Genomic DNA, 24,504 nt, shown 5'->3' on the forward strand with positions numbered 1-24,504 from the left:
GGGAACTGGACACGGATCATGAAGTTGGCAACCTCCACTACCTGGACCGAGCTGCTCCTGTTGCTGATCGCGTTCGTGCTGTCGATGGTGATCGGCATCGAGCGCCAGATGCGGCAGAAGAGCGCCGGGATGCGTACGCACACACTGGTCGGCACCGGCGCGGCGTTGTTCACGCTGGTGTCCGGCTTCGGCTTCAGCGCCGTCCTCGGGACCGACGTCAACCTCGACCCGTCCCGGATCGCGGCCCAGATCGTCTCCGGCGTCGGCTTCCTCGGCGCCGGGGTGATCTTCATGCGCCGCGACGTGGTTCGTGGCCTGACCACGGCCGCGACGATCTGGATGACGGCCGCCATCGGGATGGCGTGCGGCGCCGGGATGCCGGTCCTGGCGGTCGCCGCGACCCTCCTGCACCTGGTCGCGGTCGGCCCGTTCGCCCGGCTCGCGCGGTTCCTGCCGTCGCCGGACCGGCGCCGCATCGTCACGGTGCGGTACGACGACGGGGCCGGGGTCCTGCGGTCGATCCTGGGGACCGCGACGTCGATGGGATTCGAGGCGTCGGTGCTCGGGACCGAGGTGCACCGCGACGGGGCGCGGCCCCAGGTGCGGGCCTCGATGCGGTTCTCCGGGCGCGCGCCGCTGCAGAACCTGGTGCTCGCGCTGGACGACCTCGACGGCGTCACCGGCGTCCGGCTGCGGAACGACGACGACGATTGAGGTCATCAGCTAAGCTGATGATATGCCCGCGTCCGAGGTTGCCGCGCACGAGATTCGTACCAGCCTGTTCCGGCTCGTCCGCCGGCTCCGCCAGGAGCGTCCCGAGGGCGAGCTGAGCTACTCACGTCTCAATGTTCTCGGCTGGTTGGAGCGCGAGGGCCCGATGACGAACGCCGATCTGGCAGTGGCCGAGCGCGTCACCCCGCAGGCCATGATGCGCGCGACCGCGGACCTGGTCGCCGCCGGGTTCATCAACCGTGCTGATAATCCTGCCGATCGTCGCCAGGTCCTGCTGGAAATCACGCCCACCGGTGCCGCCCATGTCCGCGAGGATCGCCGCCGCCGGGACACCTTCCTCGCCAAGGCGATGGCGGCCACCCTCACGCCGACCGAGCAAGAGCTCCTGCACCTCGCCGCCCGCTTGATGGACAAGCTCGCCGAGATGACGCCCGAGGAGAGCCGCGGAGGAGGCGGTGCGGCGTGACGAAGGTTGCGGAGGAGGTTCGGGCAGAGGCGCCGGGACTGCCCGCGAAGTACGCCGCCTCCGTGGGGCTCGGGACGCTGCTGCAGCCGCTGAACTCGTCGATGATCGCGGTCGCGCTGGTGGCGATCGGAGCGGAGTTCCACGCCGGCACCGAGACGCAGTGGCTGGTCTCGGGGCTGTACCTGGCGACCGCGGTGTCGGCGCCGACAGCCGGGCGGCTGGCTGATCTGCTGGGCGCGCGCCGAGTGTTCCTCACCGGGCTCGTCCTGGTGGCCGTGGTGTCCGCCCTCGCGCCGCTGGCGCCGAGTCTCGGCTGGTTGATCGTGGCGCGGGTGCTGCTCGGCATCGGGACCGGCGCGCAGTTCCCCGCGGGAGTCGCGATGATCCGGCGTATCGCCGACCGCCGCAAAGCCTCCGCGGTCGGCGCCCTCGGTCTGCTGTCGGTCTTCGCCCAGACCTCGGCCGCGCTCGGCCCGAGCGTCGGCGGATTCCTCGTCGGCACCTTCGACTGGGAAGCGATCTTCCTCGTCAACCTCCCGGTCGCCGCGATCGCCGGCCTCGCCGTGCTGCGTCTGGTCCCGAAGGACCCGCCCCGGCCGGCGGGCGACGGCCGCAAGCTCTGGCGCGAGATCGACCTGGTCGGGCTGCTCCTCTTCACCCTCGCGATGACCGGCCTGATGCTCGTGCTGCTCTCGCTGAGCACGGACCCGACCTGGTGGCTGCTGGCGGCAGCGATCCCGCTCGGCGCCGTCTTCATCGTCTGGGAACGCCGCTCCGCCACGCCGTTCGTCGACGTCCGCCTGCTCGCCCGCAGCGCGCCGCTCTCGCTCGGCTACCTGCGCACCATGCTCACGTACGTGGCGTTCTACGCGATCTTCTACGGCCTGCCCGGCTGGCTCGAGCAGGGCCGCGGCCTCGATCCGGCGCGCGTCGGCCTGGTCGTGCTGCCGATCGCCACACTCGGCGCGATCACCGTCGCGGTCGCCACCCGCCTCGCCCGCCGCCACGGGCCCCGCCTGCTCCTGCTCGTCGGTTCGGCCGGTCTGCTGATCGGCGGCGCCGCGCTCGCGTTCGGTGTCCATGCCGGTACGCCGATCGTCGTCCTGGTGCTGATCAGCGCGATCCTCGGCGTACCCAACGGTTTCAACGGGCTCGGCAACCAGCTCGCGGTCTACCGGGCCGCCCCGCCCGAGGTGGCCGGCGCCGCGGCGGGCCTGTTCCGCACCTCGCAGTACGTCGGGGCGAACCTCGCCGCGGCGGCGATCGCGATCGTCTTCGCGGGTCCGGCGACCGACGCGGGTCTGCACCGTCTCGGCCTGCTGGTCGGCGGGATTGCAACGATTCTGCTTCTCGATGTGATCTTCGTGAGAAAATCACAGTGATTCTCTATACGTAACCATCGTTCGGTGATAATTTCACCGGCATGCCCGCTCCCCTGAACCCCGCTGACCTGCGCGAACTGGCCGTCCGGCTGGCGATCGCGGCGGGCGAGGAGCTCCTGGCCCGTCAGCGGAGTCTGTCGATCGACGCGGCCGGTGTCGAGACCAAGAGCTCGGCCAGTGACCCGGTCAGCGCGGCCGACCGCGCCTCCGAGAAGCTGATCACCGACGGCCTGACCGCGGCCCGCCCCGGCGACGGACTGCTCGGTGAGGAAGGGGCTTCGCGTCCTTCGAGCACCGGTCTGACCTGGGTGATCGATCCCCTCGACGGCACGGTCAACTACTTGTACGGACGTCTCGACTGGTGCGTCTCGATCGCGGTCGAGGACGAGGCGGGCGCGCTGGCCGGCGTCGTCCACCAGCCACGGACAGGCACGACCTGGTCCGCCGTACGGGATCACGGCGCGTACTGTGACGACCGGCCGCTCGGTGTGCTCCGGGAGACCGAGTTGCCGGGGGCCCTGGTTTCCACCGGCTTCTCGTACCTGCCGGAGCGCCGCGCCGAGCAGGCAGCACTCCTGCAAGACTTGCTGCCCGCGGTCCGGGACATCCGCCGCGGCGGTTCCGCCGCACTCGACCTCTGTTCGGTCGCCGACGGTACGGCGGACGCGTACTACGAGCACCTGATCCAGCCCTGGGACGTCGCCGCGGGCGCGCTGATCGCCCGCGAGGCGGGTGCGACGGTCGTCCGCGGACCCGTTGTCCCGCACGGCATCCTGGCCGCCGCCCCCTCGGTGGCCGCCCCACTGCAAGAGCTACTCACGAGGAGGTAGGTGTGACAGTAGTAGACCTGCCGGCCCGGACCCATCCGGACGAACGAACCATTGCTGAGGGCAATGACCAGCGGAAGCGCCGGAGGCGGCGCGAGTACGGCCTGTTCGCACTGCTGGTCGCGCCGAACCTGCTGGTGATCGCGGTCTTCGCGTACTGGCCGATCATCTACAACGCCTTCCTCAGCCTGACCGACTGGAACATGATCGCCGCCCGCCCGAAGTTCGTGGGCCTGGCCAACTACGGCCGGACACTGACCGACCCGGCGTTCCACAAGACGCTGTGGATCACGGTCGTGTTCACCGGTCTGATCGTGGTCGGCAGCCTGGTGATCGGGCTGGCGCTGGCGTTCCTGTTCAACCTGCCGCTGAAGGGCCGCGGGGCGGTCCGGACGATCGCGTTCGCGCCGCACATCCTGTCCGGCGCAGCGGTCGCGACCATCTGGGCGTTCATCTTCGACCCCGGGTACGGTCTGATGCGGGCGCTGATCGAGCCGTTCGGCGCCGAGCCGCCGGACTGGATGAACAACTCCGACTGGGCGCTGCCGGGACTCGTCATCGTGTACCTGTGGAAGAACGTCGGGTTCGCCGCGCTGATCTACCTGGCCGGCCTGCAGGGCCTGCCGAAGGAGCTCGACGAGGCCGCCGCGATCGACGGCGCGTCGACCTGGACGCGGTTCCGCTCGATCAAGCTGCCGCTGCTCGCGCCGATCACGTTCTTCCTGCTGATCACTACGGTGATCGGCACCTTCCAGGCGTTCGACGTGATCGCGGTGATGACCGGTGGTGGCCCTGGTGATGCCACCACCACGCTGAGCTGGTCGATCTACAACGAGGGATTCCAGGCGTTCAACGCGGGCCGCGCGGCGACGCTGTCGATCATCATGTTCGTCATCCTGCTGCTCGTCACCACCGTGCAGGCCCGGGTGATGGAGAGGCGGGTGCACTACCGATGAAGACACGCGCGATCCAGTACGTCGTACTGATCGGTGTGGCGGCCGTGTTCCTCGGCCCGCTGTACTGGTTGCTGTCCACGGCGTTCAAGCAGCCGACGCAGATCTACCAGTGGCCGCCGGCCTGGTGGCCGCACCTGACCTGGGAGAACTTCAGCCTGGCCTGGAAGGCCGCGCCGTTCGACCGGTTCTTCCTGAACTCCACGATCATCACCGTGATCGGGACCGCGCTGAAGGTGGTCAACGCCGTCCTGACGGCCTACGCCTTCGCCTACCTGCGGTTCCCGTTCAAGAAGATCCTGTTCTTCGCCGTGCTCGGCGCGATGATGGTGCCCGGCCACGTGACGCTGCTGCCGAACTACCTGACGGTCGCGACGCTCGGCTGGATCAACACCTACGCCGGCCTGATCATCCCGGGCATTGGCTCAGCGTTCGCGACCTTCCTGATGCGCCAGCACTTCCTGACACTGCCGACCGAGGTCACCGACGCGGCCGCGGTCGACGGCGCCGGGCACCTGCGGACCCTGTGGCGGGTCGTGCTGCCGATGTCGCGGCCGATGCTGATCACGGTCGTGGTGATCACCGCGGTGGAGGAGTGGAACAACTTCGTCTGGCCGCTGATCGTCACCAACACCGCCTCGATGCGGACGCTGCCGGTCGGGCTGCTGATCCTCAAGGACGAGGAGGGTCTCGCGGCCTGGGGCACGATCATGGCCGGCACGCTGCTGGTGCTGGCGCCGATGCTGCTGATCTTCCTGATCGCGCAGCGGTACATCGTCGGTGGAATCACGGCCGGAGCTCTGAAGGGATGACGATGCTCAAGCGCAGGATGTTCCTCGGGCTGGCGGCCGGCGCGACGCTGGCGGGCTGCGGTTACCGCTCCGTGGACGCGATCTACTCACAGCCGGCCGGCGAGGTGCCGTCGAAGTACGCGAAGCGGACCCGCGTGGTCTTCTGGTCGCCGTACGGCGGTGTGAACGGCAAGGCGGTCGACAAGCTCGTTGCCAAGTTCAACGACTCTCAGGCCGACGTGTACGTCGAGGTGCAGTTCCAGGGCAGCTACGACGACGTCGCGCAGAAGGTCGCGGCCGCGCTGGTCGCGAAGCAGGCGCCCGATCTCGCCGTCCTGTCGGACGTCACCTGGGAACGGTTCTTCCTGAACGAGGCGCTCGAGCCGCTGAACGGCTACTTCGACGACGGGTTCGGCCCGGGCGTCTTCCAGGAGAAGCTGTTCGGGGAGTACGTCGTGAAGGGGCAGAGCTGGGCGGTGCCGTTCGCCCGCAGTACGCCGATCATGTACTACAACCGGGACGCGTTCGCGAAGGCCGGGCTGCCCGACCGGGTGCCGCGGACCTGGAGCGAACTGCGCTCGTGGGTGCCCGAGCTGGCCAAGGTGCAGTCCGGCGGTCGGTCGCTGCGGACGATCGCGTTCGCGAAGATCGACGGCGACTGGCAGTTCCAGGGCAACGTGTGGCAGTTCGGCGGCGCGTACTCGAAGGGCCTCGACGTCACGATCGACGAGGCCGGCGCGGTCGCGGCCGGCGACTGGCAGCGCGAGATGGTGCACGAGCTCGGCGCGGCGTACATGGCCAGCAGCCCGAGCACGGACTTCGCGAACGGCCTGGTCGGGGTCATCCAGGAGTCGACCGGCGGGATGAAGACCATCAGCAGCAAGGCGAAGTTCAAGGTCGGCGCCGGCTTCATCCCGTCCGAGGTCGCGTCCGGGATCGCGACCGGCGGCGGCGGGATCGGCATGCTGCGGAACATCTCGACCGAGCGCAAGCAGGCCGCGGCGACGTTCCTGCAGTTCCTGGCCCGGCCGGAGAACTCGGCCTGGTGGACGACGCAGACCGGCTACCTGCCGGTGGTGAACAAGGCCCGCGAGGACGCCGAGCTGAAGAAGCTGATCGCCGAGCAGCCGAACTACGGCGTCGCGATCGCGCAACTGGAGAACGCCCGCCAGCAGGACGCGATCCGGCTGTACGGGCGGAACGCGAACGTCCAGATCTACACCGGGCTGCAGCAGATCTACGCCGACAACGCGCAGCCGAAGAAGGTGTTCGCCGCGGTCGCGCGCCGGCTCGAGGCGATCGGCGACGAGGTCCAACGGCTCTACGAGGAGAAGGTTCTGTGATCATCACCGGCCACCGGGGCGCACTCGGGACCGAACCGGAGAACACCCTGCGCTCGTTCCGGCGGGCGGTCGCGGACGGCTGTGACGAGATCGAGCTCGACCTGCGGGTGACGGCCGACGGCGAGCTCGTGATCATGCACGACGCCACTGTCGACCGCACCACCTCGGGGTCGGGGGAGGTGGCGTCGCTGACGCTCGACGAGATCCGGGCGTTGGACGCCGGCCTCGGTGAGCAGGTGCCGACGTGGTCCGAGACGGTCGCGGCCGTCGGTGTCCGGATCCAGGCGGAGGTGAAGGCGGAGGCCGCCGTACCGCTGCTGGCGCAGTCCCTGAAGGAGGACCGGTCGCTGGCCGAGCGGACCCTGGTCACGTCGTTCCACCCGGAGATCCTGCTCGCCGTCCGGGAGGCGTTCCCGGAGGTGACGACCGGTCACATCTTCGGGCGGACGCCGGAGATCCCCGAGGTCATCGCCCGCACCCGCGCGGCCGGCGCCTCGTGGGCCCTCTGCGGCATCGCCGGGCTGACCGCCGAGGGCGTCGCCGAGCTCCACGCGGCCGGCCTGCTGACCACCGCCTGGCCGGTCCCCGACCCCGAAACCCTCGCCGAGGCCACCGCCCTGGGCGTCGACGGCATCACCACCGACCACCCACACCTCCTCACCGGCGTGTCCTGAGTCACACAAATCAACGTCCGAATATGTTCTTCCGTGGAACATAAATGTGTGATTGCCTTGTCCGCATGGGAATCAGCATCGGTGTGGCCGGGGCCGGCCAGTTCGCTCCTTCGTTCCTGCGGCTGTGGTCCGCGCACCCGGAGGTGTCCGAGGTGCGGCTGACCGACGTCATCCCGGAGCGGACAGCGGAGATGGCCGCCGAACAGGGCATCACAGTGACGCACTCGTCGTTCGAGGAGATGCTCGAGTCGGACGTGGACGCGGTCGCGATCTTCACCCAGCGCTGGCTGCACGGTGAGATGGCGATCAGGGCGCTCGAGGCCGGCAAGCACGTGTACTCGACGGTCCCGATGGCGATCGAGGCCGACCAGATCGCGCGCATCATCGAGCTGGTGAAGGAGACCGGGCTCACCTACATGATGGGTGAGACCAGCTACTACTACCCGTCCTCGGTGTACTGCCGGCAGAAGCTCGCCGACGGCGCGTTCGGCCGGGTGTTCTACAGCGAGGGCGACTACGTCCACGACATGGACCTCGGGTTCTACGCGGCGTACCAGTACTCCGGCGGCGAGGACTGGAAGAAGACCGCGTCGTTCCCGCCACTGCTCTACCCGACGCATGCCGTCGGCAACGTGTTGTCGGTGACCGGTCAGCACGCCACCCACGTGTCGGCGATCGGCGTCAAGGACGACCGCGGCGACGGGGTGTTCGACAAGGACGTCAGCCAGTTCGACAACGACTTCTCGAACGCGACCGCGCTGTTCAAGCTCGCCGACGGCGGCATCATGCGGACCAACGAGATGCGCCGGGTCGGGTACCCGTCGCACATCCGCGAGTCGCGGCTGCGGGTGTTCGGCACCGAGGGCAGCTTCGAGCAGCTCGCCACCACGACGCTGTGGCAGAACAAGGAAGGCGTCGAGGACGTCAGCCACCTGATGGAGACCAAGCCCAGCGGCTCGCACGACGACGCCGACCTGGCGAACGTCGACCCGGCCCTGCGCGACGCGTTCCGCTCCGGTCTCTCCCCGGTGCACGACCGCTCCCGCCTGCCGGAGGAGTTCGCCGGCCTGCACAACGGCCACGAGGGTTCGCACCACTACCTGGCCGACGACTTCGTCCGCGCGGTCGCCGACAAGACCCTCCCGCCCATCAACGCCTGGGTCTCCGCCCGCTACACCCTCCCCGGCATCTACGCCCACCAGTCCGCCCTCCAGGGCGGCGTACAACTCGAGATCCCCGACCACGGCGACGCTCCCGCCTGACAGACCGGGCGAAGAACCTCCGGCGGATAAGATCTGGTATGGATCTGTTCGCCGGAGTTTCCGTCCGTGACTACCAGACCGCGGTCGCTTGGTACGAGCAGCTGCTCGGCGGGCCGCCGAGCTTCCTGCCCAACGATGTCGAGGCTGTCTGGGAGCTCGGGGAGCACCAGTTCCTCTACATCGAGGTCGTGCCCGAGCATGCCGGGCATGCGCAGCACACCTTGTTCGTCGAGGACTTCGACGCGGCACTGGCCGGGATCGCCGAGCGCGGGCTGGAGCCCGCGGTGCGGGAGACGTACGAGAACGGTGTGCGGCACGCGACCTTCTTCGACCCGGACGGGAACGAGGTCTCGTACGGCGGTGCGCCGGTCGGGTGACCCGTCAGGCCTCCCGGTCGGCGCGGTAGCGGTACAGGTCCGGGAGGAAGTTCTCCAGGTTGCCGATCTCCTCGATGTGGTGGCGGATCCAGGCGGAGAGCTTGGGGCCGGGGAACGCGCGGCGGTGCGCGGTCCGGTTGAGGAAGAGGCGAGCGAGCGGCGTGGTGTCGCCGATCGTCAGGTGGGTCGTGTAGCGGCAGCCCGAACCGGTGCGGGTGAACTCGTTCTCGAGCCGGACGATCGAGCTGCCGAGGATCCGCTTGCTGATCACGGCGGACTGGCTGTCGACGGTCTCGACCATGACCTCCAGATCGAGCAGCATCGACGGGTCACGCCCGAGTGCTTCCTTGATGTGCAGCCGGGCGCCCGGCTCGATCTGCCCGGGGGTGGTCGCCTCGTACGAGATGTGGTCGAGCGGATGCCAGACCAGGTACCGCGGCCAGGTCGAGCCGGCGTACCGCATGTCGCCCGGGACATGGGTGTACCACCAGGCGAGCATCTCCGGCGTCACCTGCTCGAGCGGTGCGTGGGCGATGGTGACGAGGGTGCGGCTCTCGTCGGAGGAGGTGGAGACCGCCGCGGATTCGAGTGGACGCAACGGCCACAGGACGGGGCGTGGCGCAGGCAGTTCCATTCTCCACCTGGTGCCCGGTGCCGATGGGGTCAAACGGGGACGGCGATGCGGTCCAGCTCGCTCCACGGCAGCACCCGGACGGCGACCGTCGTCCGGCCTTCGAGCTCGGCCCGCAACAGCCGATGGACCCCGTCGAGGACCGTGACGCGGCCGTCGGGCCGGCGGACGACGTCGAGCGGGTGCCGCAGGTCGGCGGCCAGGGTTCGCGCGTACTGCTCCTGGTACACGGCAGGTGCGGCGGCGACCTGGTGAGGCGTGACCTGGAACGGGCGACCCTCGTACGCCCAGAACGGAAGGTCCAGGTGATCGGCCAGATCGGCGACCTGGAGCGAGGTCGTGGGGAGGTCGAGCGCGTGCAGCCGCTCGAGATCCCAGTGGAAGTCCAGGATGTGGTGCTGCAACCCGGGAGGTACGGCGAGTGGGAACGGGCGCCGGGTCATTCGTAGATTCGACGCAGGCGAAGGGTCATCGAGTTCTCGATGTGCCGGGTCATCGCCGACTCGGCGGCGACCGGGTCGCCGGAGGTGATGGCCTCGACCAGCATGCGGTGCTCGGTGAGGACCTCGGGGCCGATGTCGCGGTCGTAGTGCAACCGGAAGATGTGCAGGTGGCAGTGGGTCCGCTCGAACGCCGATCGCACCTGCTCGCTGCCGGACAGCGACGCGATCAGCGAGTGGAACCGGTTGTCGTGCACGGTCAGCGACTTGTATCCGGCGTAGTCGATCGAGGTCGGCTCGACCGCGGTCGACAGCTCGGCGCGCAACTGTTCGGCACCCTCGGGGGAGATCAGCTCGGCCGCCCGCCGGGCCGCCCAGGGCTCGAGCAGGAGCCGAAACCGGTAGAGGTCGTCGAACTCCTCGAGCGAGAGCAGCGGCGTCGCGCGATAGCCCTTCAGCGGCTCCTTGACCGCCAGCCCTTCCGACTCCAGCCGCGCCAGCGCCTCCCGCACCGGCGTCGAGGACACCTGGAACTCCCGGGCCAGCCCGTCGATCGAGATCCGTGCCCCGGGGCGGATGACGTGGTCCATGACCATCGTCTTGATGGCCTCGTACACGTCGTCGGCCAGCATCTGCCGCCGGAGCAGTCGCCGGTCCACCGGTGCCACTGACTCGCTCATCTGGTGTCTCCGGAATCTGGTCGCGGGCTTGACCCCACCGGTCAGGTTTCGGCAGGGTAACACTGGTAATCATGCATCATGCACGATTCTGACCCGAGGAAGCCAGGGAAGGCGCGAATGGTGAGGTTCGAACAGATCGGCGTCCTGCCCGAGTCCGGCGACAACGTCGCGATCGCCTCCCGGCGGCTGGAGGCCGGGACCGAGGTCGAGCTCGACGGTGCGACGATCACGCTGCCGCACACCGTCCTGGAGGGGCACCGGTTCGTGGTCGCGCCGGTCGCCACCGGCGACGCGCTGACCTCGTGGAACACCGCGTTCGCCCGCGCCTCCCGCGACCTGGTCCCGGGCGACTACGTCTGTACGCCGACCAGCCTGGCCGCGGTCACCGCGCGCGGGGTCGACGGCCTGCCCGACGTCCCGAGCGCGACCAACGAGCCGCTCGACCCGTTCGAGCTGGACGAGTCGGCGCTGCACTTCGGCGCCCAGGTGACCAGCGTCGAGCAGCCCGGCACGTTCCTGGGCTACCCCCGTGAGCAGGGCCCGGCCGGCACCCGGAACCACGTCGTACTGCTGGCCACCAGTTCGCGGAGCAGCGGGTTCGTCACCGAGCTCGCCCGGCGCTTCGACGGCGCGGCCGCCGGCGACGGCGTCGTCCCGGTGGCGCACACCGAGGGCGGCGAGGACGAGGTCCCGAACAACCTGCACTTCCTGCTCGCCACGCTGGCCGGATTCACCCTGAACCCGAACGTCGGCGCCGTTCTGGTCGTCGACGCCGAGGGCGACGTGGTCTCGGGCGACGCGATCAAGAACTTCATGGCCGAGCACGACTACCCGTCGATCACGGTGCCGCACGCGTACTTCACCCGCGCGGGCGGCTTCGAGCACGACCTGACCGCGGCCGGTGCGCTGATCGAGCCGTGGCTGCCGATCGTCGACGCGCAGCCGCGCGAGGAGGTCCCGCTCGCGGATCTCAAGATCGCGCTGCAGTGCGGTGGCTCCGACGCCTTCTCCGGGATCTCGGCCAACCCGCTCGCGGGCCAGGTCAGCGCCGAGGTCATCCGGCACGGCGGTACGGCGGTGCTCGCGGAGACCGACGAGCTGATCGGCGCCGAGCCGTACGTGCTGAAGAACGTCCGCGACCTCGCGACCGCGAAGCGCTTCCTGGCGACGATCAAGTCGTTCAAGGAACGCGTCGGCTGGCACGGCCACACCGCGGAGGGCAACCCGTCCGGCGGCAACGTGTACCGCGGCCTCTACAACATCGTGCTGAAGTCGATCGGCGCCGCCCGAAAGCTGCCGCGCGAGGTCCGGCTGGACCACGTCATCGACTACGGCGAACCGCTGCCCGGCGACGGCTACATCTTCATGGACAGCCCCGGCAACGACCTCGAGTCGGTGGCCGGCCAGATCGGCAGCGGCTGCAACCTGATCTTCTTCACCACCGGCAACGGGTCGATCACCAACTTCCCGTTCGTGCCGACGCTGAAGTTCGTCACCACCAGCGCCAGGTACGAACGGCTGCACGCCGAGATGGACGTCGACGCCGGCAAGTACCTGACCGGTACGTCGATGGCGGACCTGACCGCGGAGACCTTCGACCTCGTCGTCCGCGTCGCGTCGGGCGAGAAGAGCGCGGGGGAGCGGGCCGGCCACAGCCAGGTGTCGATCTGGCGGAACTGGAAGCAGACCGGCCCGCGCGAAGGTATCTCGATCACCACGGACGGCCGGATGAGCCGCAAGCTCACCGACCTGCCGGGCGAGGATCGTGACGCCCCGCTCGACGGGCTGCCGCACCGCGGCCTGACCTCCGACGGCCGCACGCTGACCGAGCTCCTGAAGGTCGACGACCGGCTGGTTCCCGAGGCCGTCGGCCTGATCCTGCCGACCAGCCTCTGCTCCGGCCAGATCGCGCTGCGCATCGCGGCCCAGGCAGAGCTGGAGAAGTGGGCCGGCGACGCGGTCACGCGGATGGTCGCGCTCCCGCACACCGAGGGCTGCGGCAGCAGCGGCGGCGCGTCGGAGGAGACGTTCGCGCGGATCATGCTCGGCTACCTCCTGCACCCGAACACGCGGATGGCCCTGCTCCTCGAGCACGGCTGCGAGAAGACCCACAACGACTACTTCCGCTCGCGGCTGGTCGAGGCCGGCGCGGATCCGTCCCGGTTCGGCTGGGCGAGCATCCAGGCCGACGGCGGTCTCGACGCGGTCGGCGGCAGGGTCAAGGACTGGTTCAGCGGCTTCCGGATCCCGGCGCCGGTCGAGCTGGACGGCGACCTCGGTGCGCTCACGGTCGGGCTGGAGGCGCGCGGTCCGCTCTCGGACGAGACCGCCGAGGCGCTCGCGCTGGTCGGCCGCGAGATCGTCGGCTCCGGCGGTTCCGTCGTACTGTCGTCGCGTGGCGCGTTGCTGGCACACGGCGGATTCCGTACGGCGGCGTTCGGGTCGGCGGACCCGGTCGGCCCGACGGTCGCGCACGGGCAGCGGCTCGCGGAGCCGGGGTGGCACGTGATGCGGATGCCCGGCACCGACTGGATGGAGACCGCGACCGGCTTCGGCGCGACGGGTGTCCAGCAGATCCTCGCGCACGTCGCCGGCGGCACGCTGTCGGCGCAGCGGTTCGTGCCGGTCGTCGAGTTCAGCAACGACCCGGAGACGGTCGCGACGTACGGCGACGACCTGGACGCGGTGGCCACCGGCGACGCGGCCGAGCAGGCGCGTACCGGGCTCGACACGATCGCCGCCGTCGCGTCCCGCCGGCTCGTCCCCAAGGCTGTTGCCTCCGGCAACGTAGGTTTCCAGATCACCCGCGGTCTGCTCGGTACGTCGATGTAACTGTGCTTTTGAAAGAAAGGCCCTTCCATGCACCTGGTCCGTTTTCTCTCCCCGGTCGACGGCCGCCCGATCCCCGGCGTGCGCACCGGGGACACGGTGGCGTCGCTGCAGGGCGTCAACACGTTCGCCGAACTGCTCCGGCTCCCGCTCGCCGACCTGCAGGCGGAGGTGGACAAGGTCGGCGAGACGCTTCCCGCCGACGGACTGAGGTTCCTGCCGCCGCTCGACGGCCGCGGTGAGGTGTGGTGCGCCGGCGTCACGTACGAGCGGTCGCGCGGAGCCCGGATGGAGGAGAGCACCGAGCAGTCGGTCTACGACAAGGTCTACACCGCCGACCGGCCCGAGCTGTTCCAGAAGGCGCCGGCCTGGCGGGTGGTGGTCGACGGCGAGCCGGTCGGGATCCGGTCCGACTCCGGCCACGACGTCCCCGAGCCGGAGCTGGCCGTGGTCGCGAACAGCCACGGTGAGATCGTCGGCTTCACGGTCTGCAACGACATGAGCTCGCGCTCGATCGAGGGCGTCAACCCGCTGTACGTACCGCAGGCGAAGCTGTTCGCGGGCGGTTGCGCGCTGGCGTCCGGGATCCGCCCGGCGTGGGAGGTCGCGGACCCGAAGGCGCTGACCATCGACCTGGTGATCCGCCGCGGCGGCGAGCAGGTGTTCAGCGGTACGACGTCCACCGAGAAGCTGGTGCGCGAGCTGCAGGACCTGATCGACGCACTCTTCCTGCCGAACGACTTCCCGGACGGCGTGATCCTCGCGACCGGCACCGGGATCGTGCCGGAGCTGGACTTCGCGCTGGCCGAGGGCGACGTCATCACGATCACCATCGACGAGGTCGGCACGCTGACCAACACCGTCGCCACCGGCCGGGAGCCGTTCCGGTTCCTGGCCACCGACAACCTGGAAGGAACGCGATGACCCCGGCCCCCGACCCCTCGAGCGTCGCCGACACCACGCCTGCGGAGCTGGAGCAGGCCCTGGCCGCCGCCACCGCGGCGGCACCCGCGTTCGGGACTGCCGAGCCCGCCGTACGAGCGGGCTGGATCCGTGCGGTGGCGGACGCCTTGGACGCCGCCTCCGCGGAGCTGGTCCCGATCGCGATGCGCGAGTCCTCGCTGCCCGAGGCGCGGCTGACCGGCGAGGTCGCGCGCAGCACCGGTCAGCTGCGGATGTTCGCCGACGTGCTCGAGGAGGGCTCGCTGCTCGAGGTCGTCATCGACACCAAGGACCCGCAGGCCAAGCCGGTCCCGCGGCCGGATCTGCGCCGCGTGCTGGTGCCGCTCGGGCCCGTGCTGGTCTTCGCCGCCAGCAACTTCCCGTTCGCGTTCAGCGTGTGCGGCGGCGATACCGCGTCCGCGCTGGCGGCCGGCTGCCCGGTGATCGTCAAGGCGCACCCGGGCCACCCGGAGCTGTCCGTCCGTACCGCCGAGGTGATGATCGAGGCGTTGGCGGCGGCCGGTGCACCGGAGGGTACGTTCGGCCTGATCTCCGGCTTCGACGTCGGCGTCACCGCGCTGAAGGACCCGCGGATCACCGCGGCGGGGTTCACCGGCTCGGTCCCGGCCGGCAAGGCCCTGCACGAGATCGCGGTGACCCGTCCGGAGCCGATCCCGTTCTACGGCGAGCTCGGCAGCCTGAACCCGGTGTTCGTCACCCGGGCCGCGATCGATGCCCGGGGCAAGGACATCGCCACCGGGTACGTCGGTTCGTTCAGCCTCGGCGTCGGCCAGTTCTGCACCAAGCCCGGCCTGCTGTTCCTGCCGGCCGGCCACGGCCTGCAAGACCAGCTGTCCGAGGCCGCGGGCGGTGTCGCCGAAGCGCCGATGCTGAACGACCGGATCAAGGACGGCTTCACCTCCGGGCTCGGCCGGCTGGAGAAGATCGACGGTATCCGCGTGTGGGCGTCCGGCGGCGCGACGCTGCTGCAGACCACCGTGCCCGAGCTGCTCGCCCGCCGTGACGAGATCCTCGAGGAGTGCTTCGGCCCCGTCTCGATCGTGGTGGAGTACGGCTCTCATGACGAACTCGTCCAGGCGCTCGAGGCGTTCGAAGGCAATCTCACCGCGACTCTGCACGCGGAGGAATCGGACGCCGAGCTCGCGCAGGAACTCCTGCCGAAGTTGACCGCCCGCGCGGGCCGCGTGCTGTGGAACGGCTGGCCGACCGGCGTCGCCGTGTCCTGGGCCCAGCACCACGGCGGGCCGTTCCCGTCATCGGTCGGCTCGATCCACACCAGCGTCGGTGTGACGGCGGCGCGGCGGTTCCAGCGCCCGGTGGCGTACCAGGACGCGCCCGACGCGGTGCTGCCCGACGTACTGAAGGACTCGAACCCGGCCGGGATCAGCCGCCGGGTGAACGGAACCGTGACCACAGGTGAGGTGTCGCGATGACTGATGTGCCCCCGACGAACGACCCGGCCGAGGGCAACGTCCTGCCCGGTGAAGAGGCCCCGGCGTCGACCGGCCGGCGGAGTTTCGACCACTGGTTCGGTGAGCACGGCCGCAACGGCTTCATCCACCGGTCCTGGATGAAGTCGCAGGGCTTCTCCGAGGAGGCCTTCGACGGTCGCCCGGTGATCGGGATCTGCAACACCTGGTCCGAGCTCACGCCGTGCAACGCACACCTGCGCCGGCTCGCCGAATCCGTGAAGCGCGGGGTCTGGCAGGCCGGCGGGTTCCCGCTGGAGTTCCCGGTGATGTCGCTCGGCGAGACGCTGCTGCGGCCGACCGCGATGCTGTTCCGCAACCTGCTGAGCATGGACGTCGAGGAGTCGCTGCGCGGCAACCCGCTCGACGGAGTGGTGCTGCTGACCGGCTGCGACAAGACGACACCCGGCTCGATCATGGGCGCCGCGAGCGTCGACCTGCCGACGATCGTCGTCACCGGCGGCCCCATGTTGAACGGTAAATTCCGTGGCTGCGACATCGGCTCCGGTACGGCGGTCTGGCGGTTCACGCAGGACCTCAACGCCGGCCGGATGTCGGCCGAGGACTTCGCGGCGGCCGAGGCGGGCCAGTCCCGCAGCAACGGCCACTGCATGACGATGGGCACCGCGTCCACGATGGCCTGTATGGCCGAGGCGCTCGGCCTGCAGCTGACCGGATCCGCCGCGATCCCCGCGGTCGACTCCCGCCGGTACGTGATCGCGCAGAAGTCCGGCCAGCGGATCGTCGAGATGGTCAAGGACGACCTGAAAATCAGCGACATCCTCACCCGGGACGCGTTCGCCAACGCGGTCCGCGCGAACGCGGCGATCGGCGGCTCGACGAACTTCGTCATCCACCTGCTCGCGATCGCCGGCCGGGTCGGCGTCGAGCTGACCCTCGACGACATCGACGAGTGGGCCCGCGGCGTCCCGTGGCTGGTCGACCTGCAGCCGTCGGGCAAGTACCTGATGGAGGACTTCTACTACGCCGGCGGCCTGCCCGCAGTCATGAAGGAGATCCTGCCGCTGCTCAAGCCGGACGCGATCACGGTCACCGGCAAGACGATCGGCGAGAACGTCGCGAGCGCCGAGCGGATCGAAGCGGTGTACCCCGGTGCGGCGCCCGGCAGCGAGACGTACGCCGTCATCCGCCCGGTCGGCGACCCGCTCGGCAGCGGCGCGGGAACCGCCGTACTGAAGGGGAATCTGGCCCCGGACGGCGCGGTCATCAAGCAGTCGGCCGCCTCCGAGCGGCTGTCGCGGCACCGCGGCAAGGCGCTGGTGTTCAGCAGCATCGAGGAGTACGACAAGGCGGTCGAGGACCCGGATCTCGACGTCGACGAGGACACCGTGCTGGTGCTGCAGAACGCCGGACCGCGCGGATACCCGGGGATGCCCGAGGTCGGCAACATGACGATCCCGCGCAAGCTCGCCGAGATCGGCGTCGACGACATGGTGCGCATCTCGGACGCACGGATGAGCGGTACGGCGTACGGCACCGTCGTCCTGCACGTCACGCCCGAGGCCGCGGTGGGCGGGCCGTTGGCGCTCGTGCGGACCGGGGACTGGATCGAGCTCGACGTCCCGGCGCGGCGGCTGCACCTCGACGTGCCGGACGAGGAGCTGGAGAAGCGCCGCGCGGACTGGCAGCCGCCGACACCGCCCACGGACCGCGGCTGGGCCCGCCTCTACGTCGACCACGTGACCCAGGCCAACCAGGGCTGCGACCTCGACTTCCTCATCGGCCGCACCGGCTCCGCCGTCGCCCGCCAGAGCCACTGATGTCCTGGGGACCTTTCGAGGCGGTTCGAGGGCTGCGGCCTGCGGGGACCCTCCCGCAGGTGACGCCGATCCGGCGGATCCTCACGGATCTGCCGGTCTCGGCCGACCCGTACGGCGACGCGCGCGCGGCGCTCGAACCGCTCCGGGACCGGGTGCTGCCCGGCGCCCGGATCGCGGTGACGGCCGGCAGCCGCGGGATCCACGACCTGGTGCCGGTGGTGAAGGCGGCCGTGGACTGGCTGCGGGACACCGGCGCCGCGCCGTTCGTGATCCCGGCGATGGGCTCGCACGGCGGTGCGACCGCCGACGGCCAGCGGGAGATGCTCGCCGGTCTCGGGATCACCGCGGAGACCGTCGGCTGTCCGATCGAGGCCACGATGGAGACCGTCGTCGTCGGCACCCTGGCGGACGGGACCGAGGTGCACCACGACGCGATCGCCGCCAAGGCCGACGGCGTCCTGCTGGTGAACCGGATCAAACCGCACACCGACTTCCGCGGACCGATCGAGAGCGGGATCGCGAAGATCCTCGCGATCGGGCTCGGCAACCACCTCGGCGCGGCCTCGTTGCACGCCGGCGGCATCCCGTCGCTCGGCGCCAACATCGAGGCCGCCGCCCGGATGGTGGTCGCGCAGGGCAAGATCCTCGGCGGTCTGGCGATCCTGGAGAACGCCCACGAGCAGACCGCGGCGGTCGAGTTGCTGGCCGCCGACGGCATCGCCACGGCGGCCGAGAACGCCTTGCTGCAAAGGGCATCGAGCCTGCTGGGGCGGCTGCCGTTCGACCAGCTCGACGTCCTGGTGGTCGACGAGCTCGGCAAGGACAAGTCCGGCGCGGGCATGGACACGAACGTGATCGGCCGGTGCTGGGTGCACGGCATCCCCGAGTTCGAGTCGCCGTCGATCGCCGCGATCAGCGTGCACTCGCTGTCGCCGGCCTCGCACGGGAACGCGTCCGGGCTCGGCCTGGCCGACGTGATCCCGGCGCGGCTGCTGGAGCAGATCGACCTGCGCGCCAGCTACGTGAACGCGCTGACGTCGGGCGCCGGCGGTGCACGGCGCTCGCGGCTGCCGATGGTGATGGAGGACGACGAGGCTGCCGTCCTCGCCGCCGTGACGATGTGCGGGCGGCGGCACTGGTCCGAGCTCCGGCTGGCCCGGATCAAGGACACCTTGTCGCCGAACGAGCTGATGGTGACACCGGCCCTGCTGACCGAGGCGGCCGAACGATTCGACCTGGAGATCACCGGTACGGCGCGGGACCTGACGCCGGCCGGACGACTCGGACCTTGGAGCGAGACATGAACCTTCGCGAAGCACGTGCCCTGCTCGCCGACCGCGGCTTCCGGCCCGGGGAGGCGTCCACGAAGACCTTCCCCGACGGGTCGCCGTACAAGGTGGAGATCCCGTCCTGCGAGGGGCCGCGGGTGATGACGGCGGTCCTCGAGGAGGCCAAGGAGCGCGGCGTCACGATCGACCGGGTGTCGCAGGGCAGCGGCGTGATGATGCTGACCGACGGCGAGATCGAGGAGATGCTGTCGCTCGGCGCCTCCGCGGGTGTCGAGGTCTGCCTGTTCCTCGGGCCGCGCGGCGCCTGGGACATCGGCGGCCAGGCGAAGGTGTCGGCCGCGGTCGGCGGTGTCGCGCGGGGCAACGACCAGGTGGCCGCGTCGTTGTGTGACGCGTACCGCGCGGTCGAGCTCGGCGTGCGGAGCCTGCTGGTCGGCGACATCGGCGTCCTGGAGATCCTCGGCCGGCTGAAGATCGAGGGCGAGCTGCCGTCGGACCTGGTGCTGAAGACGTCGGTGCTGATGCCGTTGCCGAACGCACCGACCGCGCGGTTGTACGAGCGGCTCGGCGCGACCAGCCTGAACGTGTCGACCGACCTGCCGGTGCCGGTGCTGGCGGAGATCCGCTCGGTGACGACGGTGCCGATCGACATGTACATCGAGGTTCCCGACGACCAGGGCGGCCACGTCCGCTTCTACGACGTACCGGACGTCGTCCGGGCGGCGGCGCCGGTGTACCTGAAGATGGGGCTGCGGAACGCGCCGAACATCTATCCGGTCGGCGCGCATCTTTCGGCTACGGCGGAGGCCCTCGGTCGTGAACGCGTCCGCCGGGCGGAGCTGATCCTGCGGTTGCTCGCTGAGCAAGATGAGGGATGATTTCGCGGACCGGCTCCGGTCGGTCCTCGGCGACGTCGTCGACGATCCGGAAATCCTGGAAAATCACCGGAACGACCACGCCACGTTCTGTTCCGCGGGTTCTCCGCGCGCGTTGGTGCGACCAACGAGTACCGCCGAGGTGCAGGACGTTCTGCGGCTGGCGTCCGAGTTCCGGGTGCCGGTGGTCACCCAGGGCGCGCGGACCGGGCTGTCGGGCGCCGCGAACGCGATCGACGGCTGCCTGCTGCTGTCGACGTCCCGGATGACGCGCATCCTCGAGGTGTCCGTCGAGGACCAGGTGGCCGTCGTCCAGCCAGGCGTGGTGAACGCGTCGTTGTCCCGCGCCGTCCTGGAGCAGGGGTTGTTCTATCCGCCGGACCCGTCGTCGTGGGAGATGTCGACGATCGGCGGGAACATCGCGACCAACGCCGGCGGGTTGTGCTGCGTGAAGTACGGCGTGACGTCGGACTTCGTGCGCGGCCTGGAGGTCGTGCTGGCGTCGGGCGAAGTCGTCCGGACAGGTCGCCGGGCGGCGAAGGGCGTTGCCGGGTACGACCTGACCCGGCTCATCGTCGGCTCCGAAGGCACGCTGGGTGTCGTGACTGAGGCGACCCTCGCACTGCAGCCTGCCCCTGAAGCCGCGCTGACCGCGGCCGCCACCTTCCTGACCATCGAGGATGGGATCGCGGCCGCTGCCGCAGTGATGGCGTCTGGTCTGAGGCCGTCGTTGCTGGAGTTCCTGGACCAGCCGACGCTGCGGGCGATCCAGAGCTACCGGGACATGGGCCTGCCCGAGAACGTCGGCTCGATGCTGCTGGCACAGTCAGACCGGGGAGAGCGGGCCGCCGAGGATGTGGCCCGGATCGCTGCGATCTGCTCCGACCATGGCGCCATCGACGTCGCCGAGGCCTCGGACGCCGAGGAGTCGCGGATGCTGCTCGAAGCCCGCCGCCTCGTCAACTCGGCGCTGGAGCCGCTCGGCGTCACCTTGATCGACGACGTCTCCGTGCCGCGCTCGCAGCTGGTCACACTGTTGCGCGGGATCGCCGAGATCAGCACGAAGTACGACGTCCTGATCTGTTGCCCAGGGCACGTAGGCGACGGCAACATGCACCCGACCGTGGTGTTCGACCGCGACGACGCGGCCGCCGAGGCGCGGGCGCTCGAGGCCTTCGGGGCGGTGATGGAGCTGGGGCTGCGGCTCGGCGGCACGATCACCGGCGAACACGGGATCGGCACGCTGAAGGCACGCTGGCTGGAGACCGAGCTCGGACCGGTCGGGCTCGAGCTGCACCGGCGGATCAAGGCCGCCTTCGACCCCTTGAACCTGCTCAACCCCGGGAAGGTGCTGCTGTGATCGATCCGTCCGCCGTTCGTCCGTCGGCGCGGCAGTTGGCGTGGCAGCGGCAGGAGCTGACCGCGTTCGTGCACTTCGGGCCGAACACGTTCACCGACCTCGAGTGGGGGACCGGTCTCGACGACCCGGCCGCGTTCGAGCCGACGGCGCTGGACTGCTCGCAGTGGGTTTCCACGCTGGTCGCCGCCGGGTTCAAGAGCGTGATCCTGACGGCCAAGCACCACGACGGGTTCTGCCTGTGGCCGAGCAAGTATCTGCCGCACACCGTTGCCGCGTCGTACGGTCGTGACGTGGTCGGCGAACTGTCGATCGCGTGTGAGGCGGCCGGTCTGGGGTTCGGCGTGTATCTGTCGCCCGCGGACCTGTACCAGGAGAAGGCGCCGGGCGGGTACTACGGCAACGGCAGCCCGGCGGTCGCGTCGCGGATCGGGGAGTTCTCGTATGTGGTCGACGACTACAACCGGTTCTACCTGCAGCAGTTGCACGAGCTGCTGACGTCGTACGCGCCGATCGCCGAGGTCTGGCTGGACGGCGCGAATCCGACGAGCAGCGCGCAGACCTATGCGTACGACGCGTGGTTCGACCTGATCCGGCGGCTCGCCCCGGACGCCACCATCGCGATCGGCGGGCCCGATGTGCGGTGGGTCGGCAACGAGGACGGGTTCGCGCGGGAGACCGAGTGGAGCGTCGTCCCGTTCGCCGGCGGCGAGATGGTGGCCGCGCAGACCGCGGCCTCGGTGGCCGGGCCGGAGGAGTTGGCCCAGGCCGACGAGCTCCGGTGGTACCCGGCCGAGGTCGACGTGTCGATCCGGCCCGGGTGGTTCTACCACGCGTCCGAGGACGCCGCGGTGAAGCCGGTGCCGGAGCTGCTGGACATCTATCGCAAGTCGGTCGGGCGGAACGCCGTACTGCTGCTGAACGTCCCGCCCGATCGGCGCGGCCTGTTCGCCGATCCGGATGTTGCCGCGCTGGCCGGGTTCGGGGCCGCGGTGCGTGAGTACTACGACACACCGGTGACACTGCCCGGCACGGTCAACGTGCTGGACCTGCGAGAAGACATCTCTCTGGGACAGCAGGTCGAGTCCTTCGCGGTGGACGCGCTGGTCGACGGCGGGTGGCAGGAGATCGCCCGGGAGACGACCATCGGGCATCGTCGCCTGCTGACGCTGCCCTCGCCGATCACGCCTGCCGACGTACGCGTCCGGGTCCTGTCCAGCCGGGCCGAAACGGACGTCTCGCTGACCGTCCACTTCGACCCGTTGCTGGATCGGTCAGGCCAGGCGAACGAGTGAGCCGCCCGCGGTGATACCGATCGACGTGCGGACGCCGGCCACGCTCAGGTCGACGACGTAGGTCGTACCGGACCAGCGGGTCGCGTACGTGACGCCCCCGGAGGCCCTGACGGGCGCGATGAACGACAGGATCGATGCCGTGGTGCCGGACCGCGCGAACATCAGGGTCGGCGCCGGGAGCCGCGTGTTGATGTTCGGGTAGGTCCAACCCTGGATCGGGTTCGTCTGCGCCTGCTTGAGCAGGATCGCGCCCGGCGGCAGGGCCTGCCGGTACGGCACCTGGAAGAGGATCGTCCGGGTGTCCTCACCCGGCTTCGCCGCCAGGGCGGTGGTCCGTGAGTACACGGTCGCCTTCTGGTCCGCGGGCAGGTGCCACAGCGTCTGGAACTGCTGCGCGGTCTTGGACGACGCACGGTCGAGCGTCACGACCAGGTCCGGATTGCTGAGCACGAGGACGCCGCGGACGCGGCTGATGCCGGCTCCCGGCACGTCCGAGAACTCGAAGAAATCGGCGTTCGGCTTGACCTGCGACCGGGTCAGCTTGGTTACCGGCCGCGTGTCCGCCGACAGCGGCGTCGTCATCGCGCTGCCGGCGAAGGGGCTCTTCGCCCAGGTCCGCCAGACGTCGTTCTGGTAGCCGGCGTGCCCGCCGTCGATCAGGATGTCCCGCCCGCGAGCGGTGTACGTGAGCGACGTGTGGTCGCTGTGACCGTGCAACTGTCGCGTCGGACCGTACCTGATGCTGTACGACGACTGGTCCGCGAACTTGCTCCATCCGGACCGGCCGAAGACATAGCCCGCGGAGAACATGCCGACACGCTCGGTCGGCGCGGTGCCGGTCGCGCCGAGGCTTCCGGCGTACTCGAGCGGCGTTCCGGCGACGGCCGCAGTACGGACGACCTCGGAGTCACCGATCTGGTGGAGGTTGCCCAGGGAGTTCGTTGCCAGGGTGAGCCAGTCGGCCAGCAGTGCGCGGCGCGCCGCGATCGTCGTACCGGGGTCGGCGCCGCAGGCTCGCAGGACGTCGACGGCACGGCCCCAGAGGGAGTAGTTGAACTGCGCGTACGCGGTCGACTGTTCGTTGGTCGAGCCCTCGGCGTCGATCGAGGTCGTGATGCCGGTGTCGAGGCGCTGCTGCGCGAGCGTCAGGTAGTCGGGGCGGTCGAGCGTGCAGCCGACGCCGAACAGCGCGATGCTCTCGTCGGTGCCGTGGTTCCAGGCGCCGCTCCAGTTGTTGACCAGGAACTGGGCGTGGTCGAGCAGCGCCGCGTCGAGCCAGCCGTACTGGGCCGGCAGCGTAGTGGCGTCCAGGGCGGCGAGAACTGCTTGCCGAGTGCAAATGATCACGTTGGTGCGGTGCATCGTCGACTCCCAGGCGCCGACATCACCCTTCCAGGAGTACGGATTGTCGCGGACCCAGTCGCGGACGATCGTCGTCACGCGGTCGAGCGCGGCGGTGTCGCCCTGCGCGGCCGCGGTGATTCCTTGGCCCAGCCAACGAAGCGAGTGGAGCCACATGTACCAGCTGGGATTGTTGTACGGATTCAGTCGCCAGTTGACGTTTCCGTTGCCGTCACCAACCTTGTACGGCTTGAATCCGCCCCAGGTGTAGGTGTCCTGGAGTATCGACGACACCGGCGTGGCGTCGTCGACCGTGCTGAAACCGGGGCAGGTGTAGGTGCCACCTGCCCCGGTAGTGATCGCTCGGGCACTCTTCGCGACCACAGCGGTCGCCGGGACGACGTTTGTTGCCCCTGGCATGAACTGTGCGCCCTGCGGCTCCGGCAGATCCGCGGCGATCGCGATCCCCGGACCGGTCTCGGCCGCAGCGATACCGGCGGTACCCGCCAGCCCGCCGGCCACCAGGCCGAGCACCGGCAACCATCTGATCATGCATTTCCCCACCCACTCGTCCGCGGCCCCCCAGCCCGGCGGTGACAACCTGTACAACCGCCACGATGGTCAACCGGCGGAGAAAGTTGCGGCGGGTTTTGTTGCCTGGGACGGCGTGATCGGGTGACTACTCTTCGACAGAGACCACGCGGATCCAGTCGGAGCATTCGGCCTCGCACCACACGTGATCCCCAC

The 24,504-nt window shown here is 69.8% G+C and carries 22 protein-coding genes; 18 read left to right on the top strand and 4 right to left on the bottom strand.

Features of this window, described 5'->3' with window-relative positions:
* Positions 1 to 18 precede the first annotated feature (18 nt).
* From ABZW60_RS36995 to ABZW60_RS37040, 10 genes are all read left to right on the top strand, one after another.
* On the top strand, positions 19 to 714 hold the full coding sequence (locus ABZW60_RS36995; protein WP_355484998.1) for an MgtC/SapB family protein: 696 nt from the start codon (positions 19 to 21) through the stop codon (positions 712 to 714).
* Positions 715 to 736: 22 nt separating this feature from the next.
* Positions 737 to 1,198 carry a MarR family transcriptional regulator gene (locus ABZW60_RS37000; RefSeq protein WP_355485000.1) on the top strand — a complete coding sequence of 154 codons (462 nt, stop codon included), beginning with the start codon at positions 737 to 739 and terminating at the stop codon, positions 1,196 to 1,198.
* On the top strand, positions 1,195 to 2,580 hold the full coding sequence (locus ABZW60_RS37005) for an MFS transporter (protein WP_355485002.1): 1,386 nt from the start codon (positions 1,195 to 1,197) through the stop codon (positions 2,578 to 2,580). Before ABZW60_RS37000 ends, ABZW60_RS37005 begins: the two co-directional genes overlap by 4 nt.
* A 41-nt stretch (positions 2,581 to 2,621) precedes the next feature.
* On the top strand, positions 2,622 to 3,410 hold the full coding sequence (locus tag ABZW60_RS37010; RefSeq protein ID WP_355485004.1) for an inositol monophosphatase family protein: 789 nt from the start codon (positions 2,622 to 2,624) through the stop codon (positions 3,408 to 3,410).
* A 2-nt stretch (positions 3,411 to 3,412) separates the two neighbouring features.
* Positions 3,413 to 4,363, top strand: a complete 951-nt coding sequence (locus ABZW60_RS37015) for a sugar ABC transporter permease (RefSeq protein WP_355485006.1) — start codon at positions 3,413 to 3,415, stop codon at positions 4,361 to 4,363.
* Complete coding sequence (locus ABZW60_RS37020; protein ID WP_130387921.1) at positions 4,360 to 5,172, top strand: carbohydrate ABC transporter permease; 813 nt, start codon at positions 4,360 to 4,362, stop codon at positions 5,170 to 5,172. Before ABZW60_RS37015 ends, ABZW60_RS37020 begins: the two co-directional genes overlap by 4 nt.
* Positions 5,173 to 5,174: 2 nt before the next feature.
* Positions 5,175 to 6,494, top strand: coding sequence for an ABC transporter substrate-binding protein (locus ABZW60_RS37025; RefSeq protein WP_355485008.1), 1,320 nt, complete (start codon positions 5,175 to 5,177; stop codon positions 6,492 to 6,494).
* On the top strand, positions 6,491 to 7,168 hold the full coding sequence (locus tag ABZW60_RS37030; RefSeq protein ID WP_355485010.1) for a glycerophosphodiester phosphodiesterase family protein: 678 nt from the start codon (positions 6,491 to 6,493) through the stop codon (positions 7,166 to 7,168). The genes ABZW60_RS37025 and ABZW60_RS37030 overlap by 4 nt, the downstream gene beginning before the upstream one ends.
* Before the next feature lie 65 nt (positions 7,169 to 7,233).
* The gene (locus ABZW60_RS37035; RefSeq protein ID WP_355485012.1) at positions 7,234 to 8,430 is read left to right on the top strand and encodes a Gfo/Idh/MocA family oxidoreductase; all 1,197 of its coding nucleotides are present in this window, start codon (positions 7,234 to 7,236) and stop codon (positions 8,428 to 8,430) included.
* A 38-nt stretch (positions 8,431 to 8,468) separates the two neighbouring features.
* The gene (locus ABZW60_RS37040; protein WP_355485013.1) at positions 8,469 to 8,807 is read left to right on the top strand and encodes a VOC family protein; all 339 of its coding nucleotides are present in this window, start codon (positions 8,469 to 8,471) and stop codon (positions 8,805 to 8,807) included.
* Between the two features lie 4 nt (positions 8,808 to 8,811).
* Here the strand turns inward: ABZW60_RS37040 and ABZW60_RS37045 are convergent, their stop codons facing one another.
* The 3 genes from ABZW60_RS37045 to ABZW60_RS37055 are packed head-to-tail and all read right to left on the bottom strand — an operon-like array spanning position 8,812 to position 10,558.
* Positions 8,812 to 9,441: a hypothetical protein gene (locus tag ABZW60_RS37045; RefSeq protein WP_355485015.1), complete on the bottom strand. Its 630-nt coding sequence runs from the start codon at positions 9,439 to 9,441 to the stop codon at positions 8,812 to 8,814.
* Positions 9,442 to 9,470: 29 nt separating this feature from the next.
* Entirely contained in the window at positions 9,471 to 9,881 is a 411-nt protein-coding gene (locus ABZW60_RS37050; protein WP_355485017.1) for a hypothetical protein, read from the bottom strand.
* A complete protein-coding gene (locus tag ABZW60_RS37055; RefSeq protein ID WP_355485019.1) occupies positions 9,878 to 10,558 on the bottom strand; it encodes a GntR family transcriptional regulator in 681 nt (226 codons plus the stop codon). The genes ABZW60_RS37050 and ABZW60_RS37055 overlap by 4 nt, the downstream gene beginning before the upstream one ends.
* Positions 10,559 to 10,675: 117 nt before the next feature.
* Here ABZW60_RS37055 and ABZW60_RS37060 point away from each other — a divergent pair, with 117 nt between their 5' ends.
* The 8 genes from ABZW60_RS37060 to ABZW60_RS37095 are packed head-to-tail and all read left to right on the top strand — an operon-like array spanning position 10,676 to position 22,416.
* Entirely contained in the window at positions 10,676 to 13,390 is a 2,715-nt protein-coding gene (locus tag ABZW60_RS37060) for a UxaA family hydrolase (protein ID WP_355485021.1), read from the top strand.
* A 27-nt stretch (positions 13,391 to 13,417) separates the two neighbouring features.
* Positions 13,418 to 14,311, top strand: coding sequence for a fumarylacetoacetate hydrolase family protein (locus ABZW60_RS37065; protein ID WP_355485023.1), 894 nt, complete (start codon positions 13,418 to 13,420; stop codon positions 14,309 to 14,311).
* The gene (locus ABZW60_RS37070; RefSeq protein ID WP_355485025.1) at positions 14,308 to 15,783 is read left to right on the top strand and encodes an aldehyde dehydrogenase (NADP(+)); all 1,476 of its coding nucleotides are present in this window, start codon (positions 14,308 to 14,310) and stop codon (positions 15,781 to 15,783) included. The genes ABZW60_RS37065 and ABZW60_RS37070 overlap by 4 nt, the downstream gene beginning before the upstream one ends.
* On the top strand, positions 15,780 to 17,600 hold the full coding sequence (locus ABZW60_RS37075) for an IlvD/Edd family dehydratase (RefSeq protein WP_355485027.1): 1,821 nt from the start codon (positions 15,780 to 15,782) through the stop codon (positions 17,598 to 17,600). Before ABZW60_RS37070 ends, ABZW60_RS37075 begins: the two co-directional genes overlap by 4 nt.
* 59 nt (positions 17,601 to 17,659) lie before the next feature.
* A complete protein-coding gene (locus ABZW60_RS37080) occupies positions 17,660 to 18,904 on the top strand; it encodes a DUF2088 domain-containing protein (protein WP_355485029.1) in 1,245 nt (414 codons plus the stop codon).
* On the top strand, positions 18,901 to 19,767 hold the full coding sequence (locus ABZW60_RS37085) for a U32 family peptidase (protein ID WP_355485030.1): 867 nt from the start codon (positions 18,901 to 18,903) through the stop codon (positions 19,765 to 19,767). Before ABZW60_RS37080 ends, ABZW60_RS37085 begins: the two co-directional genes overlap by 4 nt.
* Positions 19,757 to 21,124 (top strand): FAD-linked oxidase C-terminal domain-containing protein, encoded by a 1,368-nt coding sequence (locus ABZW60_RS37090; RefSeq protein WP_355485032.1) that lies wholly within the window; start codon positions 19,757 to 19,759, stop codon positions 21,122 to 21,124. Before ABZW60_RS37085 ends, ABZW60_RS37090 begins: the two co-directional genes overlap by 11 nt.
* A complete protein-coding gene (locus ABZW60_RS37095; RefSeq protein ID WP_355485033.1) occupies positions 21,121 to 22,416 on the top strand; it encodes an alpha-L-fucosidase in 1,296 nt (431 codons plus the stop codon). Before ABZW60_RS37090 ends, ABZW60_RS37095 begins: the two co-directional genes overlap by 4 nt.
* Here the strand turns inward: ABZW60_RS37095 and ABZW60_RS37100 are convergent.
* Positions 22,396 to 24,309 (bottom strand): heparinase II/III family protein, encoded by a 1,914-nt coding sequence (locus tag ABZW60_RS37100; RefSeq protein WP_355485035.1) that lies wholly within the window; start codon positions 24,307 to 24,309, stop codon positions 22,396 to 22,398. The genes ABZW60_RS37095 and ABZW60_RS37100 overlap by 21 nt on opposite strands.
* Positions 24,310 to 24,504: the final 195 nt, after the last annotated feature.

Origin of the sequence: Kribbella sp. NPDC003557, from assembly GCF_040610805.1 — a bacterium.
Classification (GTDB): Bacteria; Actinomycetota; Actinomycetes; order Propionibacteriales; family Kribbellaceae; genus Kribbella.